The sequence below is a fragment of the Serratia sp. JSRIV001 genome (assembly GCF_019968745.1).
Lineage (GTDB): Bacteria > Pseudomonadota > Gammaproteobacteria > Enterobacterales > Enterobacteriaceae > Chania > Chania fonticola_B.
The window spans coordinates 4,068,221-4,086,703 of record NZ_CP074147.1; the positions used below are offsets into that span (position 1 = coordinate 4,068,221).

At 50.1% G+C, this 18,483-nt stretch carries 16 protein-coding genes and 1 tRNA gene; 7 read left to right on the forward strand and 10 right to left on the reverse strand.

Annotation, left to right across the window (positions count from 1 at the left end):
* The first annotated feature begins 32 nt into the window (after nt 1-32).
* From KGP17_RS18865 to KGP17_RS18875, 3 genes are all read left to right on the forward strand, one after another.
* A tRNA-Arg gene (locus tag KGP17_RS18865) sits at nt 33-107 on the forward strand.
* Between the two features lie 483 nt (nt 108-590).
* A complete protein-coding gene (locus KGP17_RS18870) occupies nt 591-1,886 on the forward strand; it encodes an MFS transporter (RefSeq protein ID WP_021806078.1) in 1,296 nt (431 codons plus the stop codon).
* A 15-nt stretch (nt 1,887-1,901) separates the two neighbouring features.
* Complete coding sequence (locus tag KGP17_RS18875) at nt 1,902-2,690, forward strand: substrate-binding domain-containing protein (protein ID WP_223498150.1); 789 nt, start codon at nt 1,902-1,904, stop codon at nt 2,688-2,690.
* Here the strand turns inward: KGP17_RS18875 and KGP17_RS18880 are convergent.
* The 3 genes from KGP17_RS18880 to KGP17_RS18890 form a co-directional block, all read right to left on the reverse strand.
* Nucleotides 2,683-3,582: a LysR family transcriptional regulator gene (locus KGP17_RS18880; protein WP_021806080.1), complete on the reverse strand. Its 900-nt coding sequence runs from the start codon at nt 3,580-3,582 to the stop codon at nt 2,683-2,685. The genes KGP17_RS18875 and KGP17_RS18880 overlap by 8 nt on opposite strands.
* A 366-nt stretch (nt 3,583-3,948) precedes the next feature.
* A complete protein-coding gene (locus KGP17_RS18885; protein WP_209522673.1) occupies nt 3,949-7,047 on the reverse strand; it encodes a multidrug efflux RND transporter permease subunit in 3,099 nt (1,032 codons plus the stop codon).
* Nucleotides 7,048-7,123: 76 nt separating this feature from the next.
* The gene (locus KGP17_RS18890; protein WP_223498151.1) at nt 7,124-8,023 is read right to left on the reverse strand and encodes an ABC transporter six-transmembrane domain-containing protein; all 900 of its coding nucleotides are present in this window, start codon (nt 8,021-8,023) and stop codon (nt 7,124-7,126) included.
* 96 nt (nt 8,024-8,119) lie between these two features.
* Here KGP17_RS18890 and KGP17_RS18895 point away from each other — a divergent pair, with 96 nt between their 5' ends.
* Nucleotides 8,120-8,710 (forward strand): TetR/AcrR family transcriptional regulator, encoded by a 591-nt coding sequence (locus tag KGP17_RS18895; protein ID WP_037375551.1) that lies wholly within the window; start codon nt 8,120-8,122, stop codon nt 8,708-8,710.
* A gap of 208 nt (nt 8,711-8,918) precedes the next feature.
* Complete coding sequence (locus tag KGP17_RS18900; protein WP_021178639.1) at nt 8,919-9,458, forward strand: DUF2058 domain-containing protein; 540 nt, start codon at nt 8,919-8,921, stop codon at nt 9,456-9,458.
* Between the two features lie 172 nt (nt 9,459-9,630).
* Here KGP17_RS18900 and KGP17_RS18905 read toward each other — a convergent pair whose 3' ends face one another.
* The 7 genes from KGP17_RS18905 to KGP17_RS18935 all read right to left on the reverse strand — a co-directional run bounded on the left by KGP17_RS18905 (nt 9,631) and on the right by KGP17_RS18935 (nt 17,184).
* On the reverse strand, nt 9,631-9,840 hold the full coding sequence (locus KGP17_RS18905; protein ID WP_021178640.1) for a hypothetical protein: 210 nt from the start codon (nt 9,838-9,840) through the stop codon (nt 9,631-9,633).
* A gap of 159 nt (nt 9,841-9,999) precedes the next feature.
* Nucleotides 10,000-10,800, reverse strand: coding sequence for a molecular chaperone (locus KGP17_RS18910; protein WP_223498152.1), 801 nt, complete (start codon nt 10,798-10,800; stop codon nt 10,000-10,002).
* A 7-nt stretch (nt 10,801-10,807) separates the two neighbouring features.
* Nucleotides 10,808-11,941, reverse strand: a complete 1,134-nt coding sequence (locus tag KGP17_RS18915) for a fimbrial protein (RefSeq protein WP_059201419.1) — start codon at nt 11,939-11,941, stop codon at nt 10,808-10,810.
* Nucleotides 11,932-14,484: a fimbria/pilus outer membrane usher protein gene (locus tag KGP17_RS18920; RefSeq protein WP_223498153.1), complete on the reverse strand. Its 2,553-nt coding sequence runs from the start codon at nt 14,482-14,484 to the stop codon at nt 11,932-11,934. Before KGP17_RS18920 ends, KGP17_RS18915 begins: the two co-directional genes overlap by 10 nt.
* Entirely contained in the window at nt 14,450-15,220 is a 771-nt protein-coding gene (locus tag KGP17_RS18925) for a molecular chaperone (protein ID WP_021806087.1), read from the reverse strand. Before KGP17_RS18925 ends, KGP17_RS18920 begins: the two co-directional genes overlap by 35 nt.
* Before the next feature lie 52 nt (nt 15,221-15,272).
* On the reverse strand, nt 15,273-15,818 hold the full coding sequence (locus KGP17_RS18930; RefSeq protein ID WP_021806088.1) for a fimbrial protein: 546 nt from the start codon (nt 15,816-15,818) through the stop codon (nt 15,273-15,275).
* 463 nt (nt 15,819-16,281) lie between these two features.
* The gene (locus KGP17_RS18935; protein ID WP_021806089.1) at nt 16,282-17,184 is read right to left on the reverse strand and encodes a transcriptional regulator; all 903 of its coding nucleotides are present in this window, start codon (nt 17,182-17,184) and stop codon (nt 16,282-16,284) included.
* A gap of 212 nt (nt 17,185-17,396) precedes the next feature.
* Between KGP17_RS18935 and KGP17_RS18940 the strand changes: the two genes are divergently transcribed.
* Both KGP17_RS18940 and ypdK read left to right on the forward strand, forming a co-directional pair.
* Entirely contained in the window at nt 17,397-17,843 is a 447-nt protein-coding gene (locus tag KGP17_RS18940) for a hypothetical protein (protein WP_223499687.1), read from the forward strand.
* 524 nt (nt 17,844-18,367) lie between these two features.
* Entirely contained in the window at nt 18,368-18,442 is a 75-nt protein-coding gene (gene ypdK / locus KGP17_RS18945; protein WP_099782600.1) for a membrane protein YpdK, read from the forward strand.
* Nucleotides 18,443-18,483: the final 41 nt, after the last annotated feature.

An 18,483-nucleotide genomic window follows, 5' to 3' on the forward strand; every position in this document is an offset into this window, starting at 1 on the left:
AAGCGCAAAAATGGGTATACTGCGCCCGCCGTGTCCCCTTAGTTAAATGGATATAACGAGCCCCTCCTAAGGGCTAGTTGCAGGTTCGATTCCTGCAGGGGACACCAGTCCATCGTTCGCTACCCTCCGTATTAGTTCGCAAAATCCCTTTAAACCCAGTTCGCATCGGTTCATTGACGGCGGTACTCCATCGCAGGCAAATATCGGACAACATATTTTACCCATGCTGACCTTGAAACAGGTCGCAACCTCACGCATTAAAAATGCGGAAGTCGCTCAGATTTCTACTTTGTCCCGCTCAGTGATGTACCAGATAGTGCCCTGATCCACCCGTATTTAGCTTGTTCTTCCATTATCCTTGTATGAAGCTGGTCACAAAACGTGAATGATGTTTTTTGTGGGCTTTGTAGAAGGCTGCACACGCCAAGCTTGTTAACAAGCCGTTACCACTGTCACATCCAATTGTTAATGGCCATTGATGCATGATACGCATCAGTTCATGAGTTTATTGCGCTTAATTAGTTTATTTTCCTGTTCCAGTCTTCAGAAACAGACGCAACAAAAGCGTCAATAGCCAACTGGAGATAACGATGAATTCACCCAACATTCCCATGACGACTCGAGCAAGAGCCGACGCGATACTGCGTGTTACCTCTGGCAACTTCTTGGAGCAGTTTGATTTTTTTCTGTTCGGGTTTTATGCCACCTACATTGCACATACCTTTTTTCCTGCCAGCAGTGAATTCGCCTCGTTGATGATGACCTTTGCAGTATTTGGCGCTGGCTTTCTGATGCGCCCTATCGGTGCCGTGGTGTTGGGGGCATACATTGATAAAGTAGGCAGACGCAAAGGACTGATTGTTACCTTGTCGATTATGGCCGCAGGAACCTTCCTGATTGTGCTCATTCCGTCCTATCAGACAATCGGTCTTTGGGCCCCATTGCTGGTGCTGGGGGGGCGCTTATTGCAAGGTTTCTCGGCAGGAGCAGAGCTGGGTGGCGTATCCGTGTATCTGGCTGAGATTGCCACTCCGGGCCGTAAAGGCTTTTATACCAGCTGGCAGTCCGGCAGCCAGCAAGTGGCCATTATGGTGGCCGCGGCGATGGGCTTCGCGCTGAATGCAGCCATGGAAGAAAGCGCTATTCGCGAGTGGGGCTGGCGTATTCCTTTCCTGTTTGGCTGCCTGATTGTACCTTTCATCTTTTTCCTGCGCCGCAAACTGGAAGAAACACAGGAGTTCACTGCCCGTCGCACCCACCTGGCAATGCGTGACGTATTTAAAACCCTGTTAACGAACTGGCAAGTTGTTATCGCTGGCATGCTAATGGTTGCCATGACGACCACCGCGTTTTATCTGATCACAGTGTATGCACCAACCTTCGGTAAAAAAGTGTTGATGCTTAGCGCATCTGACAGTTTGCTGGTGACCTTGTTGGTCGCAATCTCTAACTTCCTCTGGCTGCCAATAGGCGGCGCCCTGTCAGATCGTTTCGGCCGCAAGCCGGTTCTGGTTAGCATGACACTGTTGACGTTGCTCACGGCTTATCCAGCACTCAGCCTGCTTGCGCAAGCCCCAAGTTTTTCCATGATGCTGACAGTACTGTTATGGCTGTCCTTCATCTACGGCCTCTATAACGGTGCCATGATCCCAGCCTTGACAGAGATCATGCCGGCCGAAGTTCGGGTTGCAGGTTTCTCGCTGGCCTACAGTCTGGCAACCGCGGTCTTTGGCGGATTCACACCGGTTATCTCTACCGCACTGATTGAGTATACCGGCGATAAAGCTTCACCTGGCTATTGGATGTGCTTTGCCGCCTTGTGCGCATTGCTGGCGACGCTATATCTATACCGCCGCAGCACGTTATCACTACAAACAGCACGTTAAATCAGGGATTACATCATGCAAAAGATCTCTCGTTCACTCCTTGCAACACTGGTGCTCTCCTCTGTCAGCGTGTGCGTACAGGCCAAAGACATTACCGTCATGATTTCAGGCGGCTTTAAAGCCGCACTGGAGAAACTGGCCCCACAATTCGAAGCGAAGAGTGGCGACAAAATCATTTTGGTATCCGGCCCCTCCATGGGGAAGACTCCCCAGGCGATCCCTGCACGCTTGGCGCGCGGTGAAAAGGCCGATGTGGTGATAATGGTTGGAGGCGCACTGGAAAATTTAGAAAAGGATAATTGGATCCAACCAGGTTCACGCGTGGAGCTGGCCGACTCGCCAATTGGCATGGTAGTAAAGCAAGGGGACTCGATACCCAATATCGAGAAGACTGCAGATCTACGTAATGCTCTGCTACATGCTAAATCCATTGCCTATTCTGACAGTGCCAGCGGCCGCTATATCAGCAGCCAGCTGTTCAAAAAGCTGGGTATTGAAGCCAAGTTGCAAGAGAAAACTAATATGATTGAACGTATTCCTGTGGCATCAGAAGTGGCAAAAGGAAAATATGAGCTGGGCTTCCAGCAAGTCAGTGAACTGCTTCCTGTTCCGGGCGTAACCTTTATTGGCGAACTGCCAGAAGATGTGCAGTACATTACCCGCTTTGCTGGCGCGATCACCGCGAAAGCAGAACATCGTCAAGGGGGTAAAGCGCTGCTGGATTTCCTGTCTTCCGCCCAGGCTCAAAAGGTCATTCGGGCCACAGGGATGAGAACCGTGAAAGCTGAACAGCCGGTTAACTAGAGTGATACTGTTCAGTAATCAACTTTTCTAACTCGGCAGCAATATAGGACTGAATGCGTCCACTGCGTTTGATTAGACCAACTGTACGCTTCACAATTGGATCGGTTAACTGCAGGTGGGTCAGTACCGAATGCTCTGAAGATGGCATTGACATAGCGGGCACGGCAGCGATGCCGATGCCCGCTTCAACCATACCCAGCAGAGTCGTCACATGACGAGTTTCGCAGACACTGGGGCGTTCGGGAATGATATGTGCCAACATCTGATCGAGCAGATTACGGTTTCCTGACGTCTTGTCCAACCCCACATAGTCCTGCTGATAAAATTCGCGCCAGGTGAGGTTTTTTTTACTGGCGATGGGATGATCGCGCCTGCAGGCAGCCACGTAAACATCCCCTATCAAGGGAAGGAATTCAATATTGGGTTGCAGGCTTCTCGCAAAACAGATGCCGAAGTCCGCCTGCCCACTCGTAACCGCTTCGATAACATTACCTACACTGCTATCAATCAGTTTAACGCGAACACGCGGATAGCGAGCCTGGAAGCGACGAATGACGTCGGGCATAAAATAATAGGCAGCCGAAGGCACCGTGGCAACAGTGACCAACCCCGTTCGAGTCTGACTGGCCTTATTGATATCCGCTAATACCAACTCAAAGTTCATCAATAGTTGATCTGAACGCTCGGCAAAGGTCTGCCCATAAAGTGTCAGCGTAACGCGCCGGGTGGTTCTGTCGAACAATTTTATGCCAAGCGCTGATTCCAGCTTCTCGATCCTGCGGCTCAATGCTGACGGTGAAAGGCAGATGGACTCCGCAGCAAGCCTAAAGTTACCGTATTCAACCAAAGCGCGGAAGGCATAAAGATCGTTGAGATCAAAATTAACGGGCATAACGATAGACAATCCTTTCAAAGGCGGCAAAAACTTAAAAGAGAGATGATAGCCAGTTATAGCACAACAACAACTTTTACAAGACCGAACAACACTCTCAACTGGCAGCACAAACAAAAATATCAATTTCACTTTGTTATGGTCGCAAAATCAATCAATAATACTGATTAATTTTGAAACCTAAAATAGCAACACCATCGATAGATATAGGTTCGTTAGAATACGTATCACAACGCACGACAGCGGAAACGGCTTTGGCCTTTTGGGACTGTTCATGCCAGTAAACCAGAACAGAATCATAACGGGGACAAAAAAGATTAACGCTGGCCATGATGGAAATATAACCATGGCCAGATACTGCCTTATCTATTTAACGTTGCCTTTTCTTTCTACCCATCCACTGACAAAGACAAAAAAGACGGGCACAAAAAATATTGCCAATAAAGTCCCACTGATCATACCGCCAAAGACACCCGTACCTATTGCATGCTGAGTCTTATCACTAGCACCAGTAGCAAGCATCAAGGGAACAACACCCAGCGTAAAGGCCAGAGAAGTCATAACAATCGGCCGTAATCTTTGTTTAGCCGCTAGCAATGTTGCAGTAACAGTATCCATCCCCTGCATACGTAGTTTCCGAGCGAACTCAACGATCAGAATGGCGTTTTTAGTAGAAAGTCCGATGATGGTGATCATGCCAACTCTAAAAAAGACATCATTTGACATACCAGCAATGATCACCGCACATACTGCACCAGCCAGCCCCAACGGAACCACCAACATAACGGCAAAAGGCGTTGACCAACTTTCATAGAGTGCCGCCAGCACCATAAACACCACAAGAATGGACAGCAAAATAAGCATGGGAAACTGTAATGCAGATTCTCTTTCCTGCAGAGAGCTCCCGGCCCACTCGGCCTGGAATCCATGAGGTAACGAATCAGCCAATCGTTCCATTTCAGCCATCGCCGTGCCACTCGATTGGCCCGCCGCTGCGCTTCCCATTACCCTGAATGCAGGATATCCCTGATAGCGATTCAATTGACTTGGGGCTAAAGTCCAAGACGGGCTCACGAAAGACGAAAGCGTCACCATTTCACCGGTTCTATTTCTGACGGAGATTTTCAGTAAGTCAGTAAGCTGCATTCTATAATCGGCATCAGCCTGAACGATGACCTGCTGAACGCGGCCGCGTTCCGTGTAATCATTCACATAATAAGAACCAGCGGCGGCAGAAAGCGCCTGGCCGATCTCGTCAAAAGAAACGCCGAATGCTTCAGCCTTCTCCCTATCTATATTCAGTGCAACACTCACGCCTTGAGGTAATCCATCAATGTAGACATCGGTTAATAGTGGACTTTGATTAGCCTGTGCGACGAGCTTTTCTGCCGCTTGCTTTAATGCGGGATAACCTTTCCCCCCCCGGTCTTCAACATACAGCGTAAATCCTGATGATGTCCCCATATCTGAAATCGCTGGCGGCAACAAACTTAAAATTGTGGCATCAGGCACCTCGCCCAGTGTTGTCTGAACAAAATCGGCTTCTCCCTGAGCCGTCGAACCCTTTCTGTCTTTCCAGTCTTTTAATGTGGTGAATGCCATTGCCGTATTTGGGCCCGACCCCGAAAATCCAAATCCCAGAATAGAAATATTGCTCTCAATGGCGTTACGTGTCGCTATTGTCTGTTCAAACTGCTGTACGACTTCACGAGTCCGCTCCATAGTCGCATCTGAAGGAAGTTGCATTGAGGACATAAAATAGCCCTGGTCCTCTTCCGGAAGAAACGATGAAGGCAGTTTTTGCAACGCGAAAAACAGCAAGCCGCATAGAGCAACATAAAGCAGCATCATTCTTCCTGTACGCTTCAACACATACTTCAATCCAGATCCATAGCGAACAGATAAGCCATCAAACTTACGATTGAAGCCGTGTGAAAATCTACTCCCCAAACCTTCTTTTTGTCCATGAGGTTTCAACAAGGTAGCGCACAGTGCAGGTGTCAGCGTCAGGGCGAGAAATGCCGAAAAAAGGATGGACACCGCCATCGAGAGTGTAAACTGCCGATAAATAACACCGACCGAACCACTGGCAAAGCCCATAGGGATAAATACGGCGGTCAATACCAGGGTGATACCGATAATTGCCGGGGTAATTTCCGCCATCGCAATACGTGTCGCTTGCTTGGGCGGCAACTTTTTCTCCGCCATGAGACGTTCGACATTCTCAACAACCACGATCGCATCATCCACAATGATGCCGATAGCTAACACCATACCGAACATGGTCAGTACATTTATGGAAAAACCACTGAATAACATGATGGTCAATGTGCCCAGCAAAGCGACTGGCGCAACAATGGCAGGGATCACCGTACAGCGAATTTTGTGCAGAAAAAGCAGCATCACGAGAAACACCAGGATCATTGCTTCAACAAAGGTCTGGATGACTTTCTCGATCGAGAGTTTCACAAACGGGGCCGTGTCAAAAGGAACTGTAAATTGCATCCCTTGCGGCAGATTTGCGGACAGTTCATCAAGACGCATACGGATACCCTCGGCAGCACTGATTGCATTTGCCCCAGGGGAGAGCTGGATCGCCGCTGCAGTTGCAGGCAACCCATTCTCGCGGATCGCAAAAGCATAACTTTGTAAACCGGACTCCACTCGGGCAACATCCGCTAATCTCAATCGCGAGCCGTTGTTGTTTGCTTTAAGTGTAATATTGCGGAACTCGTCCAGTGAAGAAAGCTGTCCTTGAACCGTCAGTGGGTAGGTAACCCGCTGTCCAGAAAGGGCGGGCTCATCACCCATACGCCCCGGTGAAACCAGGATGTTTTGCTGACCGAGCGCCGTGAGCACATCATTAACCGACAGTTTATAGGTGAACAGCTTGATGGGATCCAACCAAACACGTATCGCCTTTTCGGCACCAAATAACTGAACTTTGCCCACGCCAGGCACTCGCCGCAATTCATCAGACACATGGCGTGCAAAATAGTCGCTCAAATCGGCTTCTTCATATTGCTCGGAAGGCGACGTCAATCCCACCATCATCAGAAACCCCGAATTGGCGGCTTCAACATTGACACCATTCTGACGCACCACCTGAGGAAGGCGAGGTTCGATCACTTTTATCTGGTTCTGAATATCCATTTGGGCAAGGTTGATATTCGTGCCAGGCTTGAACGTCACCGTAATGGATGCCATACCCGACGTGTCACTGGACGACTCAAAATAAAGCAGATTATCAACCCCTGCTATCTCGCGTTCGAGAAGTGAAATAACTGACGTATTCATCGTCTCTGGCGTTGCTCCAGGATAGGTTGCCGTTATCGACACACTGGGTGGTGCAACGGCTGGATATTGGGCCACCGGCAATTGCGGGATAGCAAGGACCCCTCCCAGAATAATAAATAGGGCGATGACCCAGGCAAAAATTGGCCTATTGATAAAAAACTGGGACATTGAATGACATCCGTATTGATGATGATTTATTTAGAAATACCGTGTGTATTCCAAACATAATGAAAAGTGAGCGGCATTAGTCCTTTTCCACTATTTCAGTGTTGATCCTTTTACCAATATCTTTAAGTTGTGAATATTTTTCCAATAGCTGCGGACCATCATCAAGGCTTGTAGCAAACATCCACATATAGGTCATCACAGAATAGATATGACCAGCACTGATGCCCTTCGCCTGAGTCATCCAGACGATAGTTAGGCTAAACAACAGGGCAACCAGCCCCCCAATAGACAGATAGCCTATGGCTTCGCGATCGGATAGCCTTATGCGCAGCCTCGCAAGTGTCAAATAATGCCGTTCCAGGGAAAGCCTGGTGGCTGTACTGACAAAATCCACTTCTTTTTCAAGGCGGTTATTCAGTCTGTTATACAGTGCTTCATTTTTAATGGCATATCCTGGGAGGAAGCAGGCCAAAAAGGCCAATATGACCAGACAAGCCACACCGGCCCAAAATTCAATGAGCAGTAACATGACGGCAGCACCAATCATAGAGACCAGAGAAGTAATGAGCATCGGCAAATGCAACTCAAAGAAATCGACAAACTCTCTTGATAACACTACGCGGGCCGCCACGGTAGAATAATTCAGCTTTATTTTACGCTGCGTCATCACCACAGAGACCGCCAGCGCGGCATAAATTCTGGCGAAAGCACGCGTATCCACACTCCTTCGTGTCGCACCAAGGCACCAGATAAATAAGATCATTACCCCATACAGCACAGCACTTAACGTCTGCCCTGCCAGGATGGCGTTGATGGACACACCTGCCAGTATTGGATAGAGCAGGTAGGTAACGTTCTCGGCAATCACCAGGAAAAAAGTCAGGGATAACTTTCTTCGGTGACGACTCGCCAGTGATTTCAGAGTGTTGGAAGCACTTCCGGCCACTGGAGGAGCGGGAATATTTCGACTGTTCATTGAAGGGGTTTCTGTTAAAATAATAATAGAGCAATCGCTCAAATGATAAGAACATGCTATTTGAGCAGTTGCTCAAAGTCAAGAAGGAGATGGGCCGTGAAATGTAAATCAGAACCGATGAGAGATAAAATTCTCAGTGCTGTTGTCGAACTGTTTATTGAAAAAGGCGTTGAGAATGTGAAAACACGTGATCTCACCGAGTCCTTAGGCCTCTCCCGTAGCCATATTTATCACTACTTTAAAAACTGGCAATCGCTATGTCTCGAAGCAGTAACAAAATTTATGCTTACGGAACTGGAAGAGTTTCGCATAATGCTTAAACCATTACCTGCCCATCAGAAATTGCAAGAATTTATTGATGGTAATATTTCTGCAACGCCTGACCCTACCAGGAAACTGTACGGGTCTCTATGGATACTCTCCACGCATAATGAATCTTATGCCAGTCTGATGCAGTCGATTTTAGAAGAGTGGCATCAGGTTCTTACCCAAATTATTCGATCCGGTATGGAAGAAGGAGCATTTCGCAGTGTTGAAGCCCCCCGCGTAGCACGACAGCTAGACGCGATGCTATTTGGCTACAGTGAATATCTGTTCACGCTACCTTCGGAGGGATCCTTAAAGCAGGCGAAGGAGGATGTTGAAGACTTCATAAAGCAGAACCTATTAATCCAGTCACATATCTAATTGTTTGAATTTCATGCATAATGTTCATTACCCATTGTCAGGTTGTTCAGGTTTATCGCCATGGCTGATGAGCACAGGTCTTGATTAGGTTGAGGGTATAATAGTCAATGCTATCAGTAATTTGCGTGGAAATTTTCCGTCCCCTGGCACAACCTCTTAGGTTAAGGGTATAATCCAAGGCATTATTTAATCGGTTTCGGAAACGAACATGGCAAAGCTAACATTACAAGAGCAGCTGCTTAAAGCTGGACTGGTCAACAGTAAAAAACTGGCGAAAGTGGAAAGAACGGCTAAAAAATCGCGGGTTCAGGCTCGTGAGGCAAGAGAGGCCGTGGAAGAAAACAAAAAAGCACAGATTGAACGTGATAAACAGTTGAATGAGCAGCAAAAGCAGGCCGCCTTAGCTAAAGAATATAAAGCCCAGGTTAAGCAGCTTATTGAAATGAACCGCATCGTTATTGCAAATGGCGATATTGGCTATAACTTCACAGATAATAATTTAATTAAAAAAATATATGTGGATAAAACGACTCAATCTCAATTGATTAGTGGCCGCCTTGCCATTGCTCGTCTGATTACCGATAAGAATCCTGATGGCGAATACGCGATTATACCCGCGATCGTGGCAGATAAAATTGCGCAGCGTGATGCGAGCAGCATTGTATTAAATGCCGAGCTGAGCAAAGAGGCTAAAGATGAAGAAGATCCGTATGCCGATTTTGTCGTGCCTGACGATCTGATGTGGTAAACAAACTTTCCAGATGCTTACAGCGACCAGCCCCTAAGCAACAACGCCCCTTGAGCTCAACCGCAGGGGCATTTCGACCTATCTTTTCGTTTTCGAACTAAATCACAAAAAATCTTATTTAAATTAAAAAGTTAAATGAAAAAGCCCCGAAAACGGGGCCTTAGGGGTGAATTCAAGCTGGCTGGCTCTGCTTTTTGTAGATAGAACGGTAATGATTGAGCCGTTCGAAGAAGTTATCGCTCTGTTCACGCGACATATTACCCGCCACGCCGTTAGCATCGACTTCACGACCCTGAAACTCCAAGAATGCCACCGTAGAAGCGAGAAAATCCATGTTGCTGGTGTTCTTGGCATAGACATAGCACTTTTCCAAAGTTTCCATGATCTCCTCCTCAACGTTTTACAGTAAAGTTGACGTGCCACAAGCAGGATGACAATCGCTCGTTAAATGTGCTGCACTTCTAAGAATACTCGCAAAAGCTAAAAAATATACGCCATACGTGCTGTGTGATTAAAAAGTGGGCAGAGATCGCAGAAATACCTAGCGCGGCAAGGAAGATTGCTCCGCCTGCAAGACTCGCTCTGCCGTAACCACAGTGCCAAAGTCGTCAAGCACCGAGTAAAATACCTTCATGCCAGCATTCACCGGGCCTTTAGCCGCGGTTAAGGCAAAATCAGCCTGCCCTTTTGGGCTTACCATGCCATTTTCCGGTACCAGGGTAACGACGGCCTGCTGCTTATCGCGGCCCACCGTCATTTCTAATAATGTCTGGTGAAAAGGCGTGGGGTTGCTGACCAGCAACACCGGGTTGCCGCCCTGTTTTGCCAGGCTAAAGCGCAACTGCTCCTGCACGTTGGCCGTGTTCATCGTCTGTAATGACCGTGGCCGGTAGAATAATTTAATGCGGGTTCTGAACGCCATCTGCATCTGGCTGGCCGTATTGCTGGCCACTTTAGGCGGGATCTCCAACACGTTAAGCCAAAACACCGACTCACGATCGCTCGGCAGCGTGTGTTCCGCCCCGGTAAACAACACTCTCAGACGCTGTGCCCGCTTCCCGTCCAGGCGCAAGATCGGCGGCGCTACGGTAAACGGCGTGGCGATTTTCTCCGGTTCCGCCTCACTATCACCATTGTCCACCCAGACTTGCAGCAGCACCGCTGAGCGACCCTCGTTGGTCACTCGCAGCGTCGCTTCCTTATCCTTGCCGTTGACAATCAGGCGCGTGGCTCCCAGGTATATCTCGGCGTGGCTCAGTGGGATAAATAAGGCCATCACTGTAATCAATAGCCAACGGCCAAGCCTGCGATATTGTGGCGTGAAACCAGACATAGCTGCCATTTTTACCCTACTTATAATTGAGCGTAAAAGTGATTGCGGTGTTGGCCGTACCTGCGGTTACCGCATTACCCACCTGGAACAAGCCAGCCTGCATGGGAACCCGATAGTTGGCCTTGGCAGAACTATTATAGTTATCCAGCAGATAAATAGTGCCAAACGTCACCGGCAGGTTGTTGCCACGCAGTAACTGTATCCCGACGCCGCTAGCGCTTGAGGTAGCGTTCGGTGCAACTACACCATTGGCAGCATCCAGCACCTGTGTCGTGGCGGCAAAACTGTAACCAATGCTGGCCAAGCCCGCCGGGCATTGGTTGAACGCCAGCTCAAAGGCTTTACGCCCTGCCACCGAACCCACGCCGTTGAACTGACCGACGCTGGCCTCCGGCAGATCGACATTCACATTCGGAGTGGTGCAGGTGCCGCCACTGGCGATAGTCCCGCCGCTTTTGAACTGGGCAATCATGTAGGTGAGATCGCCCGGCAGAGCAATGCCGTTATACGTCTCTAAATGCCGCAGATAAATTGGATCGAACAAGGGAATTGCGCCAGCGGTCAGGCCGGTGGTCGTTTTCACAAACCGCACCTGAGCATCAACGCCCAAATAGAAGCGGTTACCGCTGTAGTTGACGGTAATGGTCTCAGGATGGGTCTGCTGCCCACCCGTGCCAATGGTCAACGGCTGCCAGTTGGTGGTTTTACCATTCAGGGTATAACGCCAACGGACGATATACCCCAGACCGGCTTTTACCGTGGTGTTATACAGCATGTAAGTTTGCCCATCGACCACGATGGTATTGCGCGTGGTGTAAGGCGGGTAACCCTGTACGCTAAACTGCACCGGCTGCTGGTAGGCGCTATTGGGGGTGCAGTTCCAGGCCGTGGAGTTGTAAGAGTTGATCCAAGGCCCCAGCACGTCACCCACAGCGCTGTCTTTGCCAATCTCAATGGTGGCCGTGTCGAAAAACTGATAATAACCGCTGTTACGCGCGCAACTGACCGCAAGCCCTTCGGCGCTGGTCGCTCCGCCGTAGCCAAATATCAGCAATAAGCCAAGAAGCAAGCGCTTACCCCGCAGCCGGAACCCTGCGCCGAGCCTCGGCGTGAACAAACGGACCAACGTCAGTCGTTGCTTCATTGGCATATTACCTCCAGGCGGCGATAGTCTGGTTCATCCCCAGGCGATACGGCGGGCAACTGATAGTTAAACCGGCAACTGTCTCCGGCCCCTTCCCCCCATTTCACCTCTAACTGGCCTTTAGGGTTGTTAACCCGCAGTAAGCCTTCACCAACCTGACCGATATACCCCACGCTACGCTGTTGTTCGTCGGACACGTTTGCGCCAAAGGGCAACGGATTACCCGCAACGTCTCGGGCCGTCACCAGGATCGAGTAGCCGCTTTCGGTCTCATAACGTAACAGCCCAACGGCACCGGCGGTCGGCGCGATCTTCTGGCTGGTGTATTTCAGCTCCACATCCCTGGAAAGCCCTTTCGGATCCAACTCCACGGTATTTTGACGGTAAGGGCTGAGGTAAGGGACCACCGCCTTTCCGCTGTTATCCAGGCGCAGACCGCTGTAGTTGGTGATCCTGGCCCCCTTGGCGTTTTCTGCCTCGACGATTGCCGACGTTTCCCCCAGCATCGGTGTAAACACCACTCCGCCGCTATAGGCAACCAGGCCACCGGACATATTGGCGCCATATTGTTGATAACCCTGGCCTGCGGAAACGCTGCCCCCAACGAAGGCATAAGGCGCGGCCCATGAGCCGTTGACGCCACCGCTAACGCTGTTGCTACCATTTTTATCATAGTCGTAGTTGGTAAAGGCGCTGTAGTTATACTGCCGGTCCTCTCCCAGGCTACCGGACAGCGAGTTCTGCAACCCCTGACGATCCTTTTGCTGGGTATAGCTGCTGGTCAGGTTAGGTGCGCGCGAGCTGGAACCCAATGGGATCGACAGGGTCAGCATGGCTTTGTTATCCCAGTTTCCGGTTGCCAGGTTGCGTGTCCGTGCGAAGTTAACCCCATAATTCAGCTTGTTATAATGATTGTTGTAGCTAAGCTGATATTCGCGGTCGGTCTGGTCATGATCCCAATAATCCTGCACGTTGGCATTCAACGCGACAGTCCCAAACCCCTCCGGCAACGACTGGCTGGCGTTAATCTGGAAACGATTACGTCGTTTCCAACTGTTATAGTCAGCAAAGCCGCTATCGTTACTGTCGCGATCGCGCAGCAACATGGCGTCATCCACGTTGTAATACCCAGAGCTGGAATAGCGGTAGCTGGCCAGCGTGATGTTGGTATCCACTACCGGCAAAATTTTCGCATAGGTGAGACGTACGCTCTGCCCCTGCTCGTTAGGACGGTGCTCAAACTGCGTTTGTGCCTGGGTAATATCCGCCGACAGCGCACCAAAATCGGTATTGAATGCCAAACCGCCCGAGGCCGCCGCATAGCCATCGGCACCGATCACACCGGTATACCCCGTCAGCAGGTTTGTGAAACCATGCCTCAAGGTGCCCACCGCAATGGCAGGTTCTTCGCTCACCGAGTTATTGCGATATTTCCCCGCCATCAGTGAATAGTGGGTTACACCTGGCCGCAGCAGTTCGGCAATCGAAGCATAGGTGACGGTAAAGCTGCGTTCAGTGCCGTCGGCTTCGGTCACCGTGACCAGCAGATCGCCGCCGCTGCCGGTAGGATAGAGATCGTCAATAACAAACGGCCCCGGCGGTACGGTGGTCTCATAAATCTGGCTGCCACGCTGGCTTACACGCACCAACGCGTTGGTATTGGCGATACCGCGCACCACCGGGGCAAAGCCACGTTGGGAATCGCTGTACATACGATCGTCCGAGCTGATCTGAGCGCCAATGAACCCAATGCTGTCAAAGACTTGACCGTCGGTGGTCGATTGGCCCAGCACCATCCGGCTACGCCAGCCAACCAGAGGCCGTTCCAGATAGGTTTCATTGCTTTGATAGCGAAAACCCTCGTCATCATTCCAATTGGCCGACGCCCGGTAACGCAGACGCCACACGTCCCAATTTAATCCGCCACGCAACCCCAGAAATTGGGTGGTTTGAGCAGATGAGTCGGAATGATCGGCACGGTAAGCGTTGTAGTCATATTGCAGGGTCGCCGCCGTGATGCCGTTATCCCACAGCTCAGGGCTGACATAACCACGGGCTTCATGCTGCAGCAAAGACTGCGGCGCACGCACGTCCAACCGTTGGCCACCGCTATCAAAATTGCCCTCCACGCCAGGTATCAGTTCACCCAACGCAATACACTGTTCCCCTTGCTGCAAGCGCGACAGCACCGCCTTGTCCAGTTTATCCAAGGCAATATCGAACAGGCTTAACAGTTTCAGATCGTAGCAAGGTTGAGCGATGCTGCTTTGCGGCGAAGCCAGGGAAAAGTTGACGTCCTGACGCCCTTTCCATTGGTCGTTAAGATAGAGATCGATGCGGTGAATGCCGGGAGCAACCGGGTTACCGCTGGAGAACTGGCTGACATCGACGGACGAACGCAGAAAAGACTCGTTGAACTCAATAGCCTCACTTTCATCCGCATAAGCCAACGTTATGGGAGCCAGTAAAATGGCTCCCGCAATATAAATCTGGTTGAGAAAAGAGGGCCGCCAATCAAGACTTACCACTGCCCGCCAACGTCCGCTCATTTTTGTTATCCCCACCGAAATCATCAATCAGGCTATAAAACGCTTTTAAGCCTGCTGACGGTGCCGATTTCATTCCTTGAATTTTCATCACCAACTCGCCAAAGGGTGCCACCATCCTTTCCTGCGTTTTCCCTAGATCGCCCAGTACTGGCGCACCTTTGGCGCTACGAATTTCAATCTGGCGGAAAGTAAGGTAATAAGGCGATGGGTTCTTGGCGACGATTTCATAACCCGCAGCCCCTTTGCGTAAGCTCAGATCCAGCTTTTCGTAAGCCTGAGCCGGGGTCATTGGCAGGTTATTCGGCCGATAGAACAGTTTGATGCGGGTGCGGAAAGAGAACTGCATCAGGTTGTCGCCCGCGGCTATTTTTTGGGTAGCCTTGGGTGGGATCTCCAACACATTGAGCCAGAACAGTGATTCACGGTTACTCGGCAATCCGCCGCCGGTACGTGCAATACGCAACGCCTGCCCTTTGCCCGGATCGATACGGGCTACCGGTGGCGTCAGGGTAAAAGGCACCTTGACGGTGTCGGGTTTGGATTTAACATCGCCGTTATCGATCCAGGACTGAATCAACACCGGGCTGGTCCCTTGGTTACGCAGTTGGGTAATCGCTTCACCGCTGTTTTCGTTATAAATAATGCGTGTGGCGTTGATGATCACACCAGCATCAGCGGCAACTGTCCATGTCAGCGCCAAGCTAAAGGCGGAAACGGTAAATAGAGTTCTTAACATGGCGCTGTCCTCTGAAAGGGATGAGGCTGCCCTCATCCCACGGCTGGATGTCTTACAGGTAGATGATGGTGTAATCCACCTGGGTATTAACCGTACCTGGCGTGACCGTCCCGTTCGCATAGTATTGCGCGTAATAATTCATTACGCCGCCACCGGAGCTAATATCAACGGCCAAATCGCCTTGGCTATGTGCGCTACCCGCCATGATGCTGCCCAGATTGGCGTTCAACAGCTGAACCTGGACGTTGGTCGCCGTGCCCGATGCCGAGTTGTTCAGGCGACCGGTGCTCTGTTCAACATAAGCGCCCGCTTCGAAGAAGGTGCTGGCAGTATTAAGTGTAGCCCCCGCACAGTTGGTCAGTGCGATGCTGAAAGGTGTTGCCCCTGCAGTTGCCCCAACGGCTGGCAGCGCAGAGATGGAAATGGTCGGCAACGTTACCGTGGCGTCTTTAGACTGGTTGTTGACCGAAATATCGCAAGTAGTGTCAGTAATGGTGCCATTGATGGTAATAGTGCCATCGGCTGCCAGGGCTGAGCCCGCAAAAGTCATACCGATAACAGCGGCCAGCAGGGTAGTTTTGGTGTTGTAAAATTTCATAATGATCCTAATCCGTTATAAGATAACTGTAGTTAACCAAGCACATTGCCGATTGGTGCGCCCGAGAAGCTTTACTGTCATCGGTCCGTTATTTACCATCCTGCCGTACTTGTTTGTTTCCACCGTTCTGCGATAACTTCGCAGGTTCCGTGGTGAGCGTCACCAGTCAGTTACTTAAGAACAATCCTAACCACCCGTTGACGAGAAAAATCTTAACCCACAAGCGGTATAAAAGAATCATTAACTATTAAATTGGAATTATTTAGGTTTAAAATCCAAATTTAATGTTTTTAATGGCCTGTTTTATGCGTAAAACTCTACACGGTCTCATTGTTAAGCACAAAAAACTTGTTTGTTTTATGTTCATTTCATACAAAAATTAAACAATTCGGCTAATTGTTGCCCACCCCACCAAAAAACCAGACTACTGTTGCAATGATCAGGCCCATTCTTTTACTTAGCCTTACTGCAACAACGGCAAACTGTCGTTCTCTAGCCCTGAGCAAAACTCTATTTTGTGCTCACGTACGATAGTGCAGCGAACAAAAAACAGGCGACTCACGCCAGAAATAAAAGAACGAACCTGGTTGCTGCGTACCACTAGCAGGTATTCATCTGCCCGGCATTCGGCTTTTCGTTGCTCCACATAGGACAACATGTCCTGATTCAGACTGGAGCTGGGGACCCCTGACTGCGTGGATGTCGACATAAATACCTTGCAACTCCCCGCCTTGCCAAGAAACACCTCCTGTCTGGCCAGTGAATTGGTGGCGTACATCGTAGATGCGATCCCCAGTACAAAAACCAAACCAGCAACCGTCGCGATCAGACCCCAACCAAGACGTTTTTTGTTGGCAGGAGCAGCAATCTCTACGCTTGTCGGCAGATCGGGCTCATCGTCTGCCTCGGAAGTTGAAGCAATATCATCGTCAGTCTCGGCTTCGGTTTCCAGCCCGCTCTCTAATGGCAAATAGGCCTCATCACTCACTGTCTGTGCAGGGACTAACGGGGTAAAATGTCCATCGTCTTCCTGGCTGATTTCAACCTGGATCTCGCGGCGCAACATAAACCCTATCTTCGGCACGGTGACAATCACCTCATCATCGATCCCCATCACCTTAAGCACCCGGCGCAACTTGCTCACGCATTGATTAAGGTTGTTATTGCTGGAGATCATGCCGTAGTCGTCCCACACCTTTTTGAAAATCACCTCACGTTCCACGGGTTTGCCATAGTTGGCGATCAGTAATAGCAAAAGACGTTTGGCGGGATTGGAAATAGCCGTGGGCTCGTCGGAAAAGTCGCTTGGACCCAACGTTCCGGTATCACCATCAAACAGCACACGATCGTTAAATCTGTATTTCATGTTAATCCGGATCATCATTGGGCTATAGGATAATTCTGGCATAAGTTGCTAATAAAACATCAGTCACCGTCCAAAAAAAATACTGCATAACCCTGTTTTCAGCTTGGCGGCCTACACAGCGATTATCCCCGTGCTTTAAGGACGCCAATCTCTGGCATTGTTGTCGCCAACCGGTCACAATGCGGCTCACTTCCCCCCAAGCAGGAAATATGATGCCTTGCCACTATCCCGCCCATTACGCCTTCGATAGCGAAAGCGATGCCTGGCAAATTACCCTACGGGATTTCCCCGAGCAGCAAGCCGCCTGCTACAAACGTGAGGATGTCGAACTGGAGGCGCAGGAAAGCCTGCTGACGGCTATCGCCATTGAAATGGAAGAAGGGCGCCCGGTGCCTGCGGCCTCCGCATTGCAAAGCGGTGACATCGCCCTGCATTTACCGGTGCTGGTGAAATTAAAGCTGGAACTGCACAACCATATGTTGAGCAGCAACACCTCAAAAGCACTGCTGGCACGCCAGATGGGCCTTAACGGTGCTCAGATCGATCGGTTGCTGGATGTGGCCTATGCCTCGAAGGTTGAGGCCCTTGAACAAGCCCTGTTTCTGCTCGGCTACGAAGTGCATACCAAGGTAGTGGCGATCCGCCAGCAATCAGAATAAATAGTTTGCCCAGAGAGTAAATTTTTACCGTTTTGCGCCGATAGGGTTATTAAACAACCACCGATTGCAAAGTGAAGGCTAAAAATGGAACTCAACCGTCGTCATGTCTGGGCCGCTATCCTGCTTTCTTGTCTGGTCTTCTGGGCTATTCTGATCGCCAGCGTCAGCGCCGTAGCCTGATGCCTTGTAACAAACTGTTACTTATGGCATTTATCAACCATCCCACCTCGTAGGGATGCTGCATACTGCGCCCGTTTCAACTCACTGCAGGGTAAAAAACCGACAAAAAATGTGATCAAAAACACAGTATTGAAATGGGTAGGATTTTGGGAGTACATTAGCGCCGATCCTGTTGTGATTCCTGGTTAACCTCAAGGAACTTGAATCGCAACGACCGGTAAATCGTAGCTCTGGACGTTGTTCCTTCTGATTGAAGAACCCGCCATCCGCCGCTGATTTGCCACAAAATACTCAGACAACAATCGGGATCGTTGGTTTGCGAGGACTCCACAAGGAGTTGTTACGTGAAATACTTTTTGATGGGCGTTTCATTCATGCTGGTTGCATGGGTAGGCACCTTCATGCTGATGGTTGCCTAACGGCAATCTCGCCAGGTACATTGATAAAGGGGCGCTTCTGC